Raw genomic sequence first — 17,566 nt, 5'->3', positions numbered from 1 at the left:
CTTTTCCACTAGGAGAAACTACAGTAACCTGGACGGTCACAGATGATTCAGGAAATACCGCTAATGCCAATCAAAAAGTTACGGTTGAAGATAACGAGGTCCCAACAATTACAGCTCCGGCTGATTTAATAATAGATTCAGATACTGGAAGCTGTGATGCTACCAATGTTTCACTGGGAAGCTCCACTACAAGTGACAATTGCGGAGTTGCTTCGGTAACAAATGATGCTCCTGCTTCTTTTCCACTAGGAGAAACTACAGTAACCTGGACGGTCACAGATGATTCAGGAAATACCGCTAATGCCAATCAAAAAGTTACGGTTGAAGATAACGAGGTCCCAACAATTACAGCTCCGGCTGATTTAGTAATAGATTCAGATACTGGAAGCTGTGATGCTACCAATGTTTCACTGGGAAGCTCCACTACAAGTGACAATTGCGGAGTTGCTTCGGTAATAAATGATGCTCCTGCTTCTTTTCCACTAGGAGAAACTACAGTATCCTGGACGGTCACAGATGATTCAGGAAATACCGCTAATGCCAATCAAAAAGTTACGATTGAAGATAACGAAGATCCTACAGCAAGTAATCCGGCGCCTGTAAGCGTTCAATGTACAGCCGATATTCCTACCGCTGATATTACAGTGGTTACTGATGAAGCTGATAATTGTACTTCTGCTCCGATTGTAGCTTTTGTTTCAGATATAAGTGATGGCAACTCCAATCCTGAGGTCATCACCAGAACCTATAGCGTAACAGATGATGCCGGGAACTCCATCAATGTAACTCAACAAATAACCGTTGACGACACCACAGATCCTACAGCAAGTAACCCGGCGCCTGTAAGCGTTCAGTGTTCAGCCGATATTCCTGCTGCTGATATTACAGTGGTTAATGATGAAGCTGACAATTGTACCGCTAATCCAACTGTCGCTTTTGTATCTGATGCTAGCGATGGCAATAGCAATCCTGAGATCATCACCAGAACCTATAGCGTAACAGATGATGCCGGAAACTCCATCAATGTAACTCAACAAATAACCATAGACGACACTACAGATCCTACAGCAAGTAACCCGGCGCCTGTAAGCGTTCAATGTACAGCCGATATTCCTGCTGCTGATATTACAGTGGTTACTGATGAAGCTGATAATTGTACTGACAATCCAACGGTAGCTTTTGTTTCAGATATAAGTGATGGCAACTCTAATCCGGAAATCATCACCAGAACCTATAGCGTAACAGATGATGCCGGAAATACCATCAATGTAACTCAACAAATAACCGTTGACGACACTACAGATCCTACAGCAAGTAACCTGGCGCCTGTAAGCGTTCAATGTACAGCCGATATTCCTACCGCTGATATTACAGTGGTTACTGATGAAGCTGATAATTGTACTGCTAATCCAACAGTAGAGTTTGTTTCAGATATAAGTGATGGCAACTCTAATCCGGAAATCATCACCAGAACCTATAGCGTAACAGATGATGCCGGAAATACCATCAATGTAACCCAGGAAATAACCGTTGACGACACTACAGATCCTACAGCAAGTAACCCGGCGCCTGTAAGCGTTCAATGTACAGCCGATATTCCTACCGCTGATATTACAGTGGTTACTGATGAAGCTGATAATTGTACCGTTAATCCAACAGTAGCTTTTGTTTCCGATATAAGTGATGGCAACTCCAATCCGGAAATCATCACCAGAACCTATAGCGTAACAGATGATGCCGGAAACTCCATCAATGTAACTCAACAAATAACCGTTGACGACACCACAAATCCTACAATTCCGGAATTACCTGATTTAATTAGTGAATGTCCTTTAACAGTTACGCCTCCTACAACACCCGATAATTGTGATGGAACAATCACTGGAACAACTGGCCTTACCAATCTTACATTTGATGCCTCAGAGACAATTTACTGGTATTTTACAGATGCTGCAGGTAATGAAATTGGCCCTATTGAACAAAATGTTATAATTAATAACAATGTAGCTCCTGTTCCCGATTCAGGCTCTCTACCCAAAAAGATTATAAGTGGATGCCAAATTACCAGTATAGATGAATTGGACATACCAACCGCCACAGATGCCTGTGAAGGCCCTATCTCCGGAAACTTAAGTGAAAATTTTGAATTTCCTTACTCTTTTACTGGAACTAATAGCATTGAATGGGAATTTATTGATAGCAAAGGGAATAAATCAACTCAAATTCAGGAAATTGAGCTTAAACCTTTAGATGTAGATGGTGGAACATTAACAGGCACTTTTGAATCTTCTGTTTTTCAAAAACAAATTGATATTTCGGCCTGTGGCGAAGCTATTTCTGTTGATTTAGACCTTACAGGCGAAAGAGGCAACATTATACATTGGGAGAAATTTTCGGTTAATAAAGGTATTTGGGAAATCATAAATAATACTGGCAACTTATATACTGCGAACTTTGCAGAAGGTGAACTAGTCTCTACTTACTATAGGGTCCTTGTTCAAACAGGAACCTGTGCCGAATATTCCAACAGTTTTTATATAAGAACTTTACCCGTAGGAGATGCCCCTACAGTTGAAAATTTAGAACCGGAAACGAATAATAAATATTGCCTGGGAGACGAAGTAAATCTTCTTGCTAAAAGTAATTATACTGCTACACAACCTGCATTACCCAATGAAGCACCGGGAGATTTTAATCAGGGACAGCTAAATACTCAGGATCCTAATTCATGGCTCACAGATGGAAACCCCGGAGGTTTTACCGCCGGTGGTAATTCAAAAAAACCTCGAAATTGGTCGGGTACCAATGATCATGAATTTGGTGATATCACTTATGATGGAGGCGATGGTAAGTTTGCTATAGCTCAGGGAGACTTTAGTGACAGCCAATACAAAGGAAATAACCCTACAACCTTAGAAAGTCCAATTTTAGATTTTTCTAATGCGGTATCGGCAAGCTTAGATTTTGATCAGGCCTTTTATTTTGCCGATGGAGACAACGCAGTAATTGAAATTTCAACTGACGGGGGAAGCACGTATTCCACGCTTCAGATAATGCACTCACCGGGCACGGGGATTAAAAAATGGTTTACCTCTGGTACTGCCGAATCCTATGCCGGATCTGATGCTAGCAATTACAATTTTAGTACAGACAACACCTCTATCTCTCTTGAAGACTATATTGGGGAAAACAATGTAAGAATTAGATGGAAATTTACCGGAACAAGCGATAAGAGTGTTTGGGCCATGGATAATATAACTGTTAACGAAGAGGTTTTTGTGGACACCGAGTTGGAATGGACCGATGGTATTGGAGATCCCAACGAAGATCCTTTTGTAGTAGGCCGTACAGAAGTACCTATTGCTTTCACTCCAGCTGTTCCGGGGCAACACGAATATGGTGGGACTGCTTTAATTAACGGTTGTAGAACTTATAACGAAGAGGGAACAGATTTAATCAATATTCTTGTTTCTTATTCCTATGCAGGGGAAGATATTATATTATCCAATGATGAGTGTGGCCAAAATACAGTGCAACTCAATGCTTATGACAATACACTTACAGCGACTGAAAACAATGAAAAAGGAGCATATCCTTCAAAACCCACCAACTGTATAAACTGTGATGACCCCGGTACTGGCGAAATAGGCACCTGGTCCTGGACGAGGGTAAGTGGCACCAACAATTGTGTTTCGGAATCTTTTTCTGGTATTAACGACCCCAATGCCACTTTTACCGGAAACGAAGGAACCTATAATTTAACCTGGACGGTAGATGGTTGCTCAGATTCTATTACAGTAGAAATCAAAGAATGTAATCAAATTAACTTTGATGGAATTAACGATTATATAGATTTCAGCAAAGACAATTATCACTTATCCAACAGTACCAACAAAAAAGCATTCAGCATAGAAGTTTGGGTTAAGCCAGAATCTACCAGCGGAATTCAAACAATCTTTTCAAAAAGAGATGCAAATTACGCTGAAAATAAAGGTTATGACCTTTCAATTAACGACGGAGAAGTATCTTTTAACTGGAATAACAGCGGAACTATAAACTCTTCACCTCATAAAGTTCAAGCTAATAGGTGGTATCATATTGCTGTTACCCACTCCTCTTCGGGAGAATATAAGCTTTACGTTGATGGGGTTCTTATAAAATCTACCGCCGGTGGATCTCCCGATGCAAACCTCAGCAAAGCCCTACTGGGCGCTGTAGATCAGTCTGAATTTGACCTACCCACAAATCACTTTCATGGATGGATGGAAGAATTTAGAATTTGGAATGTTGATTTAACACCAAATCAATTACGGGAAATGATGAATCAGCGTATCAAAAATAACGGAGCAGCCGTGGCCGGTGAGGTGCTTCCATTTGATATAAAAAATCTTAATTGGGTAGATTTAATTGGGTATTATAGAATGGACAAAGTAAACTGTGGAAACCTTTACCCCTACAATGATGGGTCTGACATTGGTTTTCCAGGAGAATTAAAAAACATTACCACTCCCCAACAAGCCTCTGCACCTCTTCCTTATGAATCTGAAGCAACAGGAAACTGGCATACTCGCAATTCCTGGGACCCAAACGCTACCAAACATTGGACTTTCCCTAATGATATCGGAATTGATAACGAAACAGAAATAAACTGGAACATCGCCGTTCAAAACGACGATTTAAATTCCAATAATAAAGATATTAAACTATTAGGATTGTTTTCTGAGCCTGCCACTGAGTTAAAAATGCAAGGAGAAGATAACGCTTCAGGCAACGAATTACGTATTACCCATTACCTGGAACTAAATGGACATATAGACCTTAACGGAGAATCGCAGTTAGTACAAACCAAAGGCAGCATCCTTACCGGTTCGGGTTATCTTACCCGTGACCAGCAAGGAACCGCCAATAGCTATAATTATAATTATTGGAGTTCTCCGGTAGTTTCCAATACAGGAAACCAATCTTACACCATCGCCTCTGTTATGCACGACGGTACCGATAAGGCATCTCCAAAAAACCTTGATATAGGACCTCCCGGACATGTTACCTATGCCGATGGAAATTATAGCGTTCCGAGAAAAATTAGTGGTCGTTGGTTGTATAAATTTAGGGGCGATGCCAATCAATATAGTGAATGGAAATATATAGGAAAGGATGGAACTTTATTACCGGGAGAAGGTTATACCATGAAGGGAACCTCAGGTAATGCCAACATACAGGACCTTCAGAATTACACTTTTAAAGGTTTTCCAAATAACGGACCTCTAACTAATGCGTTGAATATTGCCAATGATCAAAATTACCTTTTAGGGAATCCTTATCCGTCGGCGATTGAAGCTAGGCAATTTATTTTGGACAACCTCGATAAAAATGTAGTAGCAGGCGCAACCAATACCGCAAATATTTTTAATGGTGCTCTTTATTTTTGGGATCATTTTGGCGGTAAAACGCATATTTTACGGGAATATGTAGGTGGTTATGCCACTATAAATCTATCTGGAGCAGTGCAATCTGCATCTTCTGTAGACGAACGTATTAATAATAACAACGCTACGGGAACCAAAACCCCAGGGTCATTTATTCCGGTAGGTCAGGGATTTTTCGTGAATACAGTTTTAGACCCAGATCTGGCTGAAGGTATAAATATAAGCGGTGGAAATATAATTTTCAATAATGGTCAACGAGCTTTTGCAACTGAAGCTAATGCAAATGATTCACAATTTCTAAAACCTATTGATCTTAATAAAGGTCCAAAACCGGTTAAAACTAAGGATTCAAGATATAAAATAAGATTAAACTTTACCTCTCCGCTTGGTTACCAAAGACAGATTTTAGTTACTGCTGATGCCTATACTACAAATGGTTTTGATTTAGGGTACGACGCTCTTTTAAATGACAACATTCCTGAAGATATGTTCTGGATAATCAAAGAAAATAAATTTGTAATTCAGGGCGTACCTCACTTTAATTTAGATCAGGAACTACCAATAGGCCTTAAGATCGCTAAAGAAGATGAATTCAAAATAGAAATTGGGGAATTGGAGAACGTTCCAGATATCATTGATATCTACTTACGTGATAATAGCGATAGCACTTATCACGACTTACGCAAAGAAGCTTTTAAAGCCAGTTTACCTGCAGGCGAATATCAGGATTTATATGAAATTGTTTTTCACGATGAGACCTCTACCGGAAAGGATAAAGAACCCGGTGAAGGCCCAATTGATTATTACTACTCACTTGAAAACAAGGAATTCGTAATTAGCAATCCTGAACTTCATAAAATTGAGCATATGGATGTTTATAATATTGCTGGCCAGTTGGTAGATCAGCATTTTGGAATACCCGACATTAAAGAGATTCATATTCCACAGAAAAAATCTTTGAGTTCAGCAGTGTACATAGTAAAAGTCTTTACCAGCGCGGGCAATTATGCTAAGAAGGTGATTATAAGAAAAGACTAATTAAGGTTTGTATTTTAAGGGTAGATAAACCACCTTTTTGGTTTCGTAGAATTCTTCCTCAAAATAATCGCGGAGTTCATAAATTCTTGCTTTTGGGTAATCGCGAAGTTCTACCGTGAGATCTCCGCCTTTAAGGTAAAGAATTCCGTTTTTTAGTTCGTGCTGACTTTTCTTAGCAATTTTTCCTTTGGTCCAATGCACAAAGGTAGGCATTGCTGCCACTGCCCTGCTCACTATAAAATCGTAAGTTCCTTTGATCTCTTCTACCCTGGCATTTGTAGTTTTTACGTTAGTTAGTTTTAGCCCCCCAACAACTTCATCTACCACTTTCATTTTTTTTCCTATGGAATCTACTAAATGAAAATTGGTTTCAGGAAATAGTATTGCCAGAGGAATTCCCGGAAATCCGCCGCCCGTTCCAACATCTAAAATTTCAGCTCCCGGTTTAAACTCCAGAATTTTTGCAATTCCCAGCGAGTGTAAAACATGCCTAAGGTAAATTTCATCTATATCCTTACGGGAGACCACATTAATTTTAAGATTCCAGTCTTTGTAAAGCGATTCCATTTGCTCAAATTTTGAGTATTGGTCATCGGTTAAATCGGGGAAGTATTTCTTTATTAAATCCAAAGTTTTCACAATTTGCACAAAAATACATAATTTGGTGCTGAAATTGCAGCGTATATTAATACGGTATAGATTATAGATTAACTATAGAAATATTTTATCTTTACCGCTTAGAAAAAATTACATGGAAAACATTCAAAATCATATAAAGTTCCCCCGAAAGGATTCCACAAAATTCTTTAGAATACTCAACAAAAGGGTAAACAGTTACTTTAAGGAGAACAACATTAAAAAAACCGGAAACTGGAAACTGCACGTTAAAGCAGTAGCCATGTTCTCCCTGTTTCTAACCCCATATTTTTTAATTCTCACCCTTGATATTTCACAATGGTGGATGCTGCTTCTTACCGTGGTAATGGGTGCCGGTATGGCCGGAGTGGGAATGAATATTATGCACGATGGGAATCACGGCTCTTATTCTTCGAAGAAATGGGTTAATAAATTTATGGGAGGTACAATTTATGTGCTTGCCGGTAATGTTTATAACTGGCAGGTACAACATAATGTATTGCACCATACCTACACCAATATCCACGGGCACGATGAAGATCTGGACGCGGGAAGAGTAATAAGATTTTCTGAACATTCAAAATGGTATAGTTTTCACCGCTTTCAACATTATTATTCTGTATTCCTATATGGCCTGTTAACCTTTAACTGGGCTTTGACGACAGACTTTAAACAAACAAAAAATTACCTGAAAAGAAAATTATCTTACGGAAAAATGCCTAATCCGGTAACCCAATGGAGTATTATCGCAATTACTAAACTTATTTATGTTTCTATTTGGATTGTAATTCCTATGTTAATTTTATCAATTGCCTGGTGGAAAATCCTAATTGGATTCTTCGTGATGCATTATACTGCAGGATTAATTCTTAGTATCGTATTTCAGTTAGCCCACGTGGTAAAAGAAACCGAAATGCCTTTACCAGATGAAACCGGGTCTATGAAGAACACCTGGGCAATTCACCAGCTGTTTACTACGGTTAATTTTGCAACAAAGAATAAAATTGTAAACTGGTTTACCGGCGGATTAAACCACCAGGTAGAACATCATATTTTTCCAAATATCAGTCATATTCATTACGACAAAATAGCTAAAATAGTTAAGGAAACTGCAGCAGAATGCAACCTTCCTTATCACGAATACAAAACCACACGCGCAGCAATAATTGCCCATTTTAAACATTTAAAAGAAATGGGTGCGAAACCTGCAATTTCGTCTTAATAACTAATTAGTAACCAATTAAAGAATGCAAGAACAATTATCCAACCGAATTAACAACTTAGCAACTTCCCAAACCCTCGCTATGGCTGCAAAAGCGCGTGAACTTAGAGCAGAAGGGAAAGACATTATCGGGTTAAGTCTGGGAGAACCAGATTTTAACACTCCAGATTTTATCAAAGATGCCGCGATCCAAGCGATTAACGACAACTATAATTCGTACACTCCAGTAGATGGTTATGTAGAGTTGAAAGATGCGATAATCAATAAATTTAAGCGCGATAACGATCTTACTTATAATCATTCTCAAATTGTAGTTTCTACAGGAGCCAAACAATCTTTAGCGAATGTAGCCATGGTTTTATTAAATCCGGGTGACGAAGTTATTTTACCATGTCCTTACTGGGTAAGCTATGCTGAAATAGTAAAGCTTGCTGAAGGCGTTCCGGTAGAAGTTCCAACTTCGGTAGAAACGGATTTCAAAATGACTCCCGAGCAACTGGAAGCCGCTATCACTCCAAAAACAAAAATGATCTGGTACAGTTCTCCATGCAATCCCAGCGGGATGGTTTACAGCAAAGAAGAATTAAGAGGCCTGGCCGATGTACTTAAAAAACATCCGGATATTGTTATTGTAAGTGATGAAATTTATGAACACATTAATTTCGTTGGCGGCCACGCATCTATGGCTCAATTTGAAGATATGTACGATCGTGTAGTTACGGTAAACGGTGTTTCTAAAGCTTTTGCTATGACTGGCTGGAGAATTGGATACATAGGCGCTCCAACCTGGATTGCCCGTGCCTGCAATAAGATGCAGGGCCAAATTACCAGTGGCGCGAATTGTATTGCTCAACGTGCGGTAATTACTGCACTGGAAGCTCCCGTAAGCAAAATTAGCTTTATGGTAGATACCTTTAAGAAAAGGAGAAAGATCATTATTGATCTATTAAATAACATTGAAGGTTTTGTAACTACAGAGCCTGAAGGTGCTTTTTATGTTTTCCCTAATGTTTCTCATTTCTTCGGAAAAACTATTAAAGGTCATAAGATTGAAAACGCTACAGATTTCTCTATGTTTTTATTAGAAGAAGCTCTTGTAGCCACCGTAACCGGAGATGCTTTTGGAAATCCTGATTGCATCAGGATATCTTACGCGGCAAGTGAATCTCAAATTGAAGAAGCAATGAAACGAATTAAATCTGCTTTATCTGAAGCATAATTTTCACAGCTTAAAAAATAATTTATTTTTCAAAATCCTGATGCGTTTAAAAACTTATCAGGATTTTTTTTAGACCTATCAAAAAGTAGTATTAGAAATAACATATTCGTCAAGCTGAACTTGTTTCAGCTTCTAATTTGTTGTTAATTCTAACGTCTTAGATTCTGAAGCAAGTTCAGGATGACAATTTTAAATACATTTAAGACAGCCCTTCTATTTTTAGATTGCATCTTATCTATTCCTCCAGAAAAATGGAGTTAACAAAATAAGAACAGTAAATAGTTCTAGCCTTCCTATTAGCATTAAAAACGAACACCACCATTTACCAATGGGTGGTAAAATATCAAAATTATTTACCGGGCCAAGTGCACCAAAAGCAGGGCCAATATTCCCCAGGGAAGAGGCTGCGCCCCCAATAGCTGTTTCAAAATCGAGCCCTAATCCTCCTAAAACTACAGAGCCGATAATAAAGGATAGCATATAAAGGATAAAGAAACCAAGGATATTAAAGGTCACTCCTTTTCCAATAGATTTTCCGTTAAATCGCACCGGTAAAATTGCATTAGGGTGTAATGCACGTTTAAATTCAATCCCGCCATTTCTAATCATTATAATATGTCGCATCACTTTAACCCCACCAGAAGTAGACCCGGCAGAACCTCCTAAAAAGAACATCCCGAAAAAGAGAATAGTAAGAAAGGGCGTCCACATGGTATAGTCGGCAGTAACAAAACCTGTAGTGGTTATAATTGCTAAAACCTGAAAAAGAGCGTGCCTAAAAGCACTTTCGGCTTCACCCCATACCATTGGATGGTCTATTTGAGAAAGGGCCACATCAGCTTCAAAGTAAATAAATACAGAAGCGACTATCGTAAAAATTGCTATGAAAAAGAAATACCACTTAAACTCATCGTCGTGCAGAACTTTTTGAACCCTTCCTTTAAAACTATAATAGCTTAAAACAAAATTAGCCCCTGCCAAAAACATAAAAAGTATGATGATATACTGAATAATCGGCCTGTCGTTCCAATAGGCTACACTGATATTTTTAGTTGAAAAACCACCGGTAGAAAGTGTACTAAGAGAATGGTTTATTGCATCAAAAAAGCTCATTCCGGCTACTTTCAACAAAATTGTTTCAGCTACTGTGTAGCTCACGTAAATTAACCATAAGCGCTTAGCGGTATCGGTAATTCTAGGTTTCAGCTTATCGGCACTGGGACCGGGAGCTTCCGCAGCAAACAGCTGCATCCCTCCTATTCCCAATAATGGCAAAATGGCAATGGCTAAAACTATAATTCCCATTCCTCCAATCCAATGGGTAAGGCTACGCCAGAAAAGAATTCCTTTGGGAATAGATTCAATATCATTTAAAACCGAAGCCCCTGTAGTGGTATAACCAGACATGGTTTCAAAAAAAGCATCGGTAAAAGCAGGAATAGATTCGCTTAAAACATAAGGTAGCGTTCCGCTTAAAGCCATAAAAATCCAACCAAAAGTCACAATAATATAACCTTCACGTTTCTTTACTTCCTTGCGGTGCCCCCTGGTTGTAAACATTAACAGCACACCAAGAAATAAGGTAATAAAAGCGGCTGCGAGGATATCTATAGTAACCCCATCTTCATAAAACCAGCTCACTAAAACCGCTAATAGCATAAAACCACCATTGCATAAAAGCAACAGTCCCATAACGTGAAGGATAATCTGGTGATTAAGTCTTGGCATTATAGAAAGAGTTTTTCAACCTTTTTAATAGATCTTGGTAAGCAGCAAACCACAATTCGGTCACCTCGAGTAATCTTAAAATCTCCCAGGGCAATAATTCCTTCGCCATCTCTTATAATTCCTCCAATAATTGCCGATCTCGGGAAATCCAGATTCTTAATTTTCTTATTGCAAACCTGTGAATTTGGTTTAACAATAAACTCCAGTAATTCGGCATTCATATTATTGATCTTGGTCATTGCCACTACTTCCCCTTTCCTCACATATCTAAAAATATTATTAGCAGCAAGAAGTTTTTTATTGATTAAAGTATCAATTCCAATAGAATGACTTAACTGGTAGTAATCCATATTCTCTACTAAAGAGATAGTTTTCTTGACACTTTTCGATTTTGCCACCAGACAGGACATGATATTGGTTTCAGAATTACCCGTAACTGCGATAAAGGCATCCATATCGTGCACATTCTCTTCTTCCAGCAACTCTACATTTCTACCATCACCGTGAATTATAAGCGCATTAGGAAGTTCATCGGCCAGATCGTAAGCTTTTTCTTTATCGCTTTCTACCAATTTTACATGAAAATTGTTCCTACAAAGATCTATGGCTGTTTTTTTACCAATTTTACTTCCGCCCAAAATCATGACATTTTTAATAGCATGTTTTGTTTTACCGGTAAGTTTATAAAGGTTTTCTACCCCGCGTTTTAGAGTGACAAAATTCACCTGGTCACCTTCCTTAAACTGAGTATCGCCTCGCGGAATGAGTGTATATTGAGTGCCATAACGCTGTATAGCGATTGGCACAAAATTAAGGTCTGGAAAAATATTGGCGGCTTCTTTTACAGTTTTACCTACAAATAGCGCATTTCTAGAAAGGCTAAGGCCTATCATAGTCAATGCGCCATTTTCAAACTCATAGCTATCGTTAAAAGCAGATTGATTCAGCAACAAGGCAATTTCCCTTGCCGCCAGAGCTTCAGGAGAAATTAATTCGTCTATCCCGAAACTGGTAAAACCAATTTCTTCCTTATTTTCAAGAAATTCAGTATTAGAGATTCGGGCTATGGTTCTTTTTGCTCCCAACTGTTTTGCCAAAACACAACAGGTAATATTAGTAGCCTCACTGGAAGTTACACTTATAAGCATATCTACATGCTTTACCTGCGCATCTTTTAAAATTGAGATTGAAGTAGCATCTCCCTTAATCGTCCTGATATCTAAATGCGTATCAGCATACGTAAGATTATCCCGGCTGGTATCAATTAGCGTGATATCCTGGGACTCAAAAGAAAGCAATTTTGCCAAATGAAATCCGACTTCACCTGCTCCGGCAATAATTATCTTCATATAACAGCTTAAAATTGAAAAGAAGAACAAATGTACAGTATTTTACACTAACCAAAAACCAAAGGAGCCTACAACAAATTCTAAAAGTTTCAACCTCAATTATTTCATATCGTGTATCTTTGAACCAAAATTGTTATTATGAGTAAAAAGGTTACTCCTTACCAGGATTCCGGTCTTAATAAGAAAAAACAGGTTGAGCAGATGTTTGATAAAATATCTGGTAATTACGATGGGCTAAATCGGGTAATTTCTATGGGAACCGATGTAAAATGGCGAAAAAAGGTAATTGCACTAGTGAAAGCCCAAAAACCAAAAGCTGTTTTAGACATCGCTACCGGCACCGGAGATCTTGCCATACAAATGGCCGATATTAATGCTGAAAAAATTGTAGGTCTCGATCTTTCTGAAGGTATGCTTAAGGTTGGCCGCAAGAAAATTGCCACGAAACAGTTAACCGATAAGATTGAAATGATTCAGGGAGACTCTGAAGCCTTACCTTTTGAAGACAGTTCTTTTGATGCTATAACCGTAGCCTTTGGCGTACGTAATTTTGAAAATTTAGAAAAAGGATTATCAGAAATCCAAAGGGTTCTAAAACCAGGTGGAATTTTTGTAGTTTTGGAAACTTCTGTCCCTACCAGGTTTCCGTTTAAACAAGGTTATAAATTATACTCCGGCTATATGTTACCCCTCATTGGGCGGGTATTTTCTAAAGACCGGGAAGCTTACACTTATTTAAGTAAAAGTGCCGCTGCATTTCCTTATGGAGAAACTTTCAACAATATTTTAAAGAAAACGGGGTTTATAGATGTAGAAGACAAACCACAAACATTTGGGGTTGCCACCATTTATACTGCTTCAAAATAATACTATGAAGAAATTTTTTGTTATTGTCTTACTTTTTTGCGTTCAGTTTGGTTATGCGCAAATCTTTGGGGGAGATAAAATTGTAAACAACGAAAACTTTGATAAACAACGCTGGTCCTGGGGATATTACCTGGGGTTTAATACCTACGATTTTAAATTTAAATATAATGATGAAATAGCACCCAACGGCAATGATCTAATCATTGAAAAAACCATGGGCTTCAATGTTGGTCTGGTGGGTAATTTAAGGCTTAACAACAATTTAGACCTACGTCTTGAACCAGGGGTAACTTTTAACACTCGTAATTTTAGACCTCCATATACTCAGGAAATTGAAGAAGTAAACGCTACATACGTACATATACCTTTATTATTAAAATTTTCGGCCGATCGGAATAATAATTTTAAACCTTTTGTGGTTGGTGGTTTTTCTACTTCCATAAACCTTTCCAGTAATGAAAATAATCCGGATGTTGATACGCGTTTAAGAACCAATAACTATCATTATGAAGTCGGTTTAGGGATAGATCTTTACCTCTATTACTTTAAATTCTCTCCTTCAATAAGAGGGGTTTTTACAATAAATAATGAAATGGTAGAAACACAATTCTCGGCAGTAGACGCGATGCGTTCACAAGCTGTTTTTCTTAATTTTACGTTTCAATAAATTTCATGGTAAAACTTAAAAACGAATATTTTAAATTTCGGTTTAGCGGATAAAATCCCTTCGTTTAAATTCACTTAAAAGAATTGCGGTTGCGGTTGCCACGTTAAGGCTTTCAGTTTCTTTAAGTTCTCCAAATCTCGGGATGCTAATTTTCTTTTGTATTAATTCTTCTATTTCAGCTGAAATCCCATTTGCCTCATTCCCCATAACCAGAATTGCCTTTTCTTCAGTATTACTTCGGTAAATATTCTCACCATCCATAAAAGCACCATAAACCGGTGATTCAGAATTTTCAAGGAAAGTATTTAAATCGCAGTAAAAAATATTCACCCGGGCCAAAGATCCCATAGTAGCCTGAACTACTTTTGGATTATAGCAATCTACCGAATCTTGCGAACAAACCAGGTTTGTTATTCCAAACCAATCGCAAAGACGAATAATAGTCCCCAGGTTCCCAGGATCGCGAACGCCATCTAATGCCAGTGTTAGATCTTTTTCCTGAATTATCTTTTCCTCAGGAATTTCAAATAAGGCCAATGCAGTTTGCGGTGTTTTGAGAAAACTTATTTTCTTAAGTTCCCGCTCATCAATTTTTTGAATTTCACCAGGTTTCTGTCCAAAATCCGCCTCTAAAGAAAAGAGCTTATTTAGGGTGAAATCAGAATTTATCAGCTCGCTTATTGTCTTAAAACCTTCCGCTACAAAAAGTCTGTGTTTATAACGGTATTTTTTTTGTGCAAGACTGGTTATTAACTTAATTTGGCTTTTACTAACCATACAAAAAATGTAATTTTGATCTCTTAAAAATGTGTGTTTGAATCGGCATTTCGCAAAAATATCATTATTTTTTTTAAGCCTGCTTTTTTTAATTTCCTGTAATGCCGTTAAACGCGTAGAGGGTGATGATAAATTGCTCACTAACAATGAAATTTTCGTAAACGACGAAAAGATTAATGAAACCCGTATTTACAATCAACTATACCAGGAACCAAATACCAGTTTCCTGGGAATTCCACTAAGACTTCATTTTTACAATCTTGCCCGGCCCGATATCGATTCTATTTTAAGTGAAAAATATCTTGAAAATGAAAGCAAGAAAAATACTCTGGTAGATATTCTCTCTTACAAGCAGTTTGAAAAATTTCTGCATTCCCGAAAATCTTTTAATGAGTGGATAAAAAGAACTGGTGAAGAACCAGTAATTGTTAGTGAAGAAGAAACCAGGAAATCGGTTAACAGGCTCAACTCCTGGTACTGGAACAATGGCTGGTTTAATGTAGAAACCGATTATGAGATAATTCCTTCAGAAAATAAAAAAAAACGTGCCCGCGTTGAATATGAAGTCACTACCGGGGATGCATACCATTTAGACTCTATCACCACAAATATTGCTTCGAAAGTTATAGATTCCTTATACAAACTCAACAAAGACGAATCTATTATTAAAGAAGGCGTTCAATACAGAACTCTGGATATTAATGAAGAAAGGGACCGTTTAACTTCTCTTTTTAGAAATAATGGGGTTTATAATTTTGACCAGGAATACATAAGTTTTGATGCTGATACTATTAATACCGGTGGAAAAGTAAACACTACTTTAATTATAAAAAACCGATTTGCCTCAGAGGAAGACACTACTTCCCGGGTACCTTTTAAAATTCACGAAATAAGCAAAGTAAATATTTTTACAGACTTTAAATATGCCAATCGAAATCAGCCGTTAACCGATAGTATAACTACAGAAGAAGGCTATACACTTTATAGTTTTGAGAAACTGCGTTATAAACCCGAAGCCATTACCGATGCCGTTTTTATAAGGCCGGGAAATACCTATAGCGATATTTCCCGTTCCCGAACTTACAACCGACTAAACTCGTTACGGGTTTTTAAATATCCAAACGTACAATTTACACCAGACCCTTCAGATTCTACCCGTACCGATTTGGTAGCCAATATTTTTCTAACTCCGCAGCCAAAATATTCGCTAGGATTCGATTTTGATGTTTCGCAGAGCAATATTCAGAAATTCGGAATTGGTTTTGGAGGTTCCCTTTTAATAAGAAATGTTTTTCGAGGTGCCGAAAATTTCGAAATTTCAGGACGGGGAAGTATTGGTTCTTCTACAGATGCGGCAATAAGCGGAAGTGATGACCGGTTTTTTGATATCTCAGAAGTTGGCGCCGATCTTAAACTCACTTTTCCGAGGATATTCCTGCCAATTAATACCGAAAGCTTTATCCCAAAATACATGCAACCTTTTACCTCGCTGAGTTTAGGGGTAAGCACGCAAAATAACATAGGGCTGGATAAAAGAAATCTCTCCGGAATTATGAATTACCGCTGGAATCCTTCCCGGCAACTTTCTAACCGTGTAGATCTTTTAAATATTCAATATGTAAGAAATCTGAATATTGATAATTATTTTAATGTATACCGAAATTCCTATAACGACCTTAACGAGATTCTTCAATCAGGAAGTATAGTTACAGATCCCGCTTATTTAAATGAAGAAGGCTTATTAAGTATCCCAACCGGAGCCGAAAGTTTTATTCAGGACGTATCCAACGATACAGGAGGTACTACAGGGTTAAATGAAGATCAACTTCAATTGGTAAATAACATAGGGGAAAGAAAAAACCGCTTAACAGAGAACAACCTCATTTTTGCGTCTAATTATACTTACTTGTGGAATACGAAAAAAAACCTCTACGACCAGGAATTTACGCGCTTTAGGTTTAAAATTGAAACCGCTGGAAATGTTCTTTCTGCCGTTTCCTCTATAGCCGGTTTTGAGAAAAATGAAAACGGTAATTATAATGTTTTGGGGGTGAATTTTTCTCAATACGTCAAAACCGAACTCGATTTTATAAAACATTGGGATATGGGGCAGAATAATATTTTAGCTTTTCGTGCTTTTGGCGGAGTAGCCATTCCCTATGGCAATGCTAATAGTATTCCTTTTGTAAGAAGTTTCTTTGCCGGTGGACCCAACGACAATCGTGCCTGGAGAGCTTATGATCTTGGCCCGGGAAGTAGCGGTGGTCGCAACGAATTTAACGAAGCCAATATGAAACTCGCCCTTAATGTTGAATATCGCTACAATCTTTTTGGCGCTTTAAATTCGGCAGTTTTTGTAGATGCTGGTAATATCTGGAATGTGCTTGATATCGTGGAAGATGAAGATGCAACTTTCGAGTCTTTTTCTGACCTTAAAAACATTGCTGTAGGCTCTGGCTTCGGACTTAGATACGATTTTAACTTTTTTGTACTTAGGTTTGATATTGGCTTTAAAACCTACGACCCTGCCCAGCCAGAAGATAAACGCTGGTTTAGAAATTACAACTTTAACCACGCGGTCTATAATGTAGGTATCAATTATCCTTTCTAAGCCAACATATTTTCTTATTTTTGTTT

10 protein-coding genes are annotated in these 17,566 nt (G+C 38.0%); 6 read left to right on the top strand and 4 right to left on the bottom strand.

Annotation, left to right across the window (positions count from 1 at the left end; all coding sequences use genetic code 11):
- Nucleotides 1-6,464 (top strand): LamG-like jellyroll fold domain-containing protein (locus LB465_RS14695; RefSeq protein WP_224470656.1); only part of this gene is annotated, 6,464 nt, incomplete at its 5' end.
- On the opposite strand, the gene rsmG is transcribed toward LB465_RS14695, so the two are convergent.
- The gene (gene rsmG, locus LB465_RS14690) at nt 6,465-7,094 is read right to left on the bottom strand and encodes a 16S rRNA (guanine(527)-N(7))-methyltransferase RsmG (protein WP_224470655.1); all 630 of its coding nucleotides are present in this window, start codon (nt 7,092-7,094) and stop codon (nt 6,465-6,467) included.
- 121 nt (nt 7,095-7,215) lie between these two features.
- On the opposite strand from rsmG, the gene LB465_RS14685 reads away from it, so the two are divergent.
- Together LB465_RS14685 and LB465_RS14680 are read left to right on the top strand one after the other, a co-directional pair.
- Nucleotides 7,216-8,322, top strand: a complete 1,107-nt coding sequence (locus LB465_RS14685) for a fatty acid desaturase family protein (RefSeq protein WP_224470654.1) — start codon at nt 7,216-7,218, stop codon at nt 8,320-8,322.
- Nucleotides 8,323-8,347: 25 nt separating this feature from the next.
- Complete coding sequence (locus tag LB465_RS14680; RefSeq protein WP_224470653.1) at nt 8,348-9,541, top strand: pyridoxal phosphate-dependent aminotransferase; 1,194 nt, start codon at nt 8,348-8,350, stop codon at nt 9,539-9,541.
- A 231-nt stretch (nt 9,542-9,772) separates the two neighbouring features.
- Here the strand turns inward: LB465_RS14680 and LB465_RS14675 are convergent, their stop codons facing one another.
- Nucleotides 9,773-11,269 carry a TrkH family potassium uptake protein gene (locus LB465_RS14675; RefSeq protein ID WP_224470651.1) on the bottom strand — a complete coding sequence of 499 codons (1,497 nt, stop codon included), beginning with the start codon at nt 11,267-11,269 and terminating at the stop codon, nt 9,773-9,775.
- Nucleotides 11,269-12,618: a Trk system potassium transporter TrkA gene (gene trkA, locus LB465_RS14670; RefSeq protein WP_224470650.1), complete on the bottom strand. Its 1,350-nt coding sequence runs from the start codon at nt 12,616-12,618 to the stop codon at nt 11,269-11,271. The genes LB465_RS14675 and trkA overlap by 1 nt, the downstream gene beginning before the upstream one ends.
- A 138-nt stretch (nt 12,619-12,756) precedes the next feature.
- Here trkA and ubiE point away from each other — a divergent pair, with 138 nt between their 5' ends.
- Entirely contained in the window at nt 12,757-13,485 is a 729-nt protein-coding gene (gene ubiE / locus LB465_RS14665) for a bifunctional demethylmenaquinone methyltransferase/2-methoxy-6-polyprenyl-1,4-benzoquinol methylase UbiE (RefSeq protein WP_224470649.1), read from the top strand.
- 4 nt (nt 13,486-13,489) lie between these two features.
- Complete coding sequence (gene porT, locus LB465_RS14660; RefSeq protein WP_224470648.1) at nt 13,490-14,152, top strand: type IX secretion/gliding motility protein PorT/SprT; 663 nt, start codon at nt 13,490-13,492, stop codon at nt 14,150-14,152.
- A gap of 42 nt (nt 14,153-14,194) precedes the next feature.
- Here porT and LB465_RS14655 read toward each other — a convergent pair whose 3' ends face one another.
- A complete protein-coding gene (locus tag LB465_RS14655) occupies nt 14,195-14,929 on the bottom strand; it encodes a TrmH family RNA methyltransferase (protein WP_224470647.1) in 735 nt (244 codons plus the stop codon).
- Between the two features lie 37 nt (nt 14,930-14,966).
- Here LB465_RS14655 and tamL point away from each other — a divergent pair, with 37 nt between their 5' ends.
- Nucleotides 14,967-17,540 (top strand): translocation and assembly module lipoprotein TamL, encoded by a 2,574-nt coding sequence (tamL, locus tag LB465_RS14650; RefSeq protein WP_224470699.1) that lies wholly within the window; start codon nt 14,967-14,969, stop codon nt 17,538-17,540.
- Nucleotides 17,541-17,566 lie beyond the last annotated feature (26 nt).

Source organism: Salegentibacter lacus (genome assembly GCF_020164555.1).
GTDB classification, from domain to species: Bacteria; Bacteroidota; Bacteroidia; order Flavobacteriales; family Flavobacteriaceae; genus Salegentibacter; species Salegentibacter lacus.
This window is presented reverse-complemented; position numbering and strand designations above follow the sequence as displayed.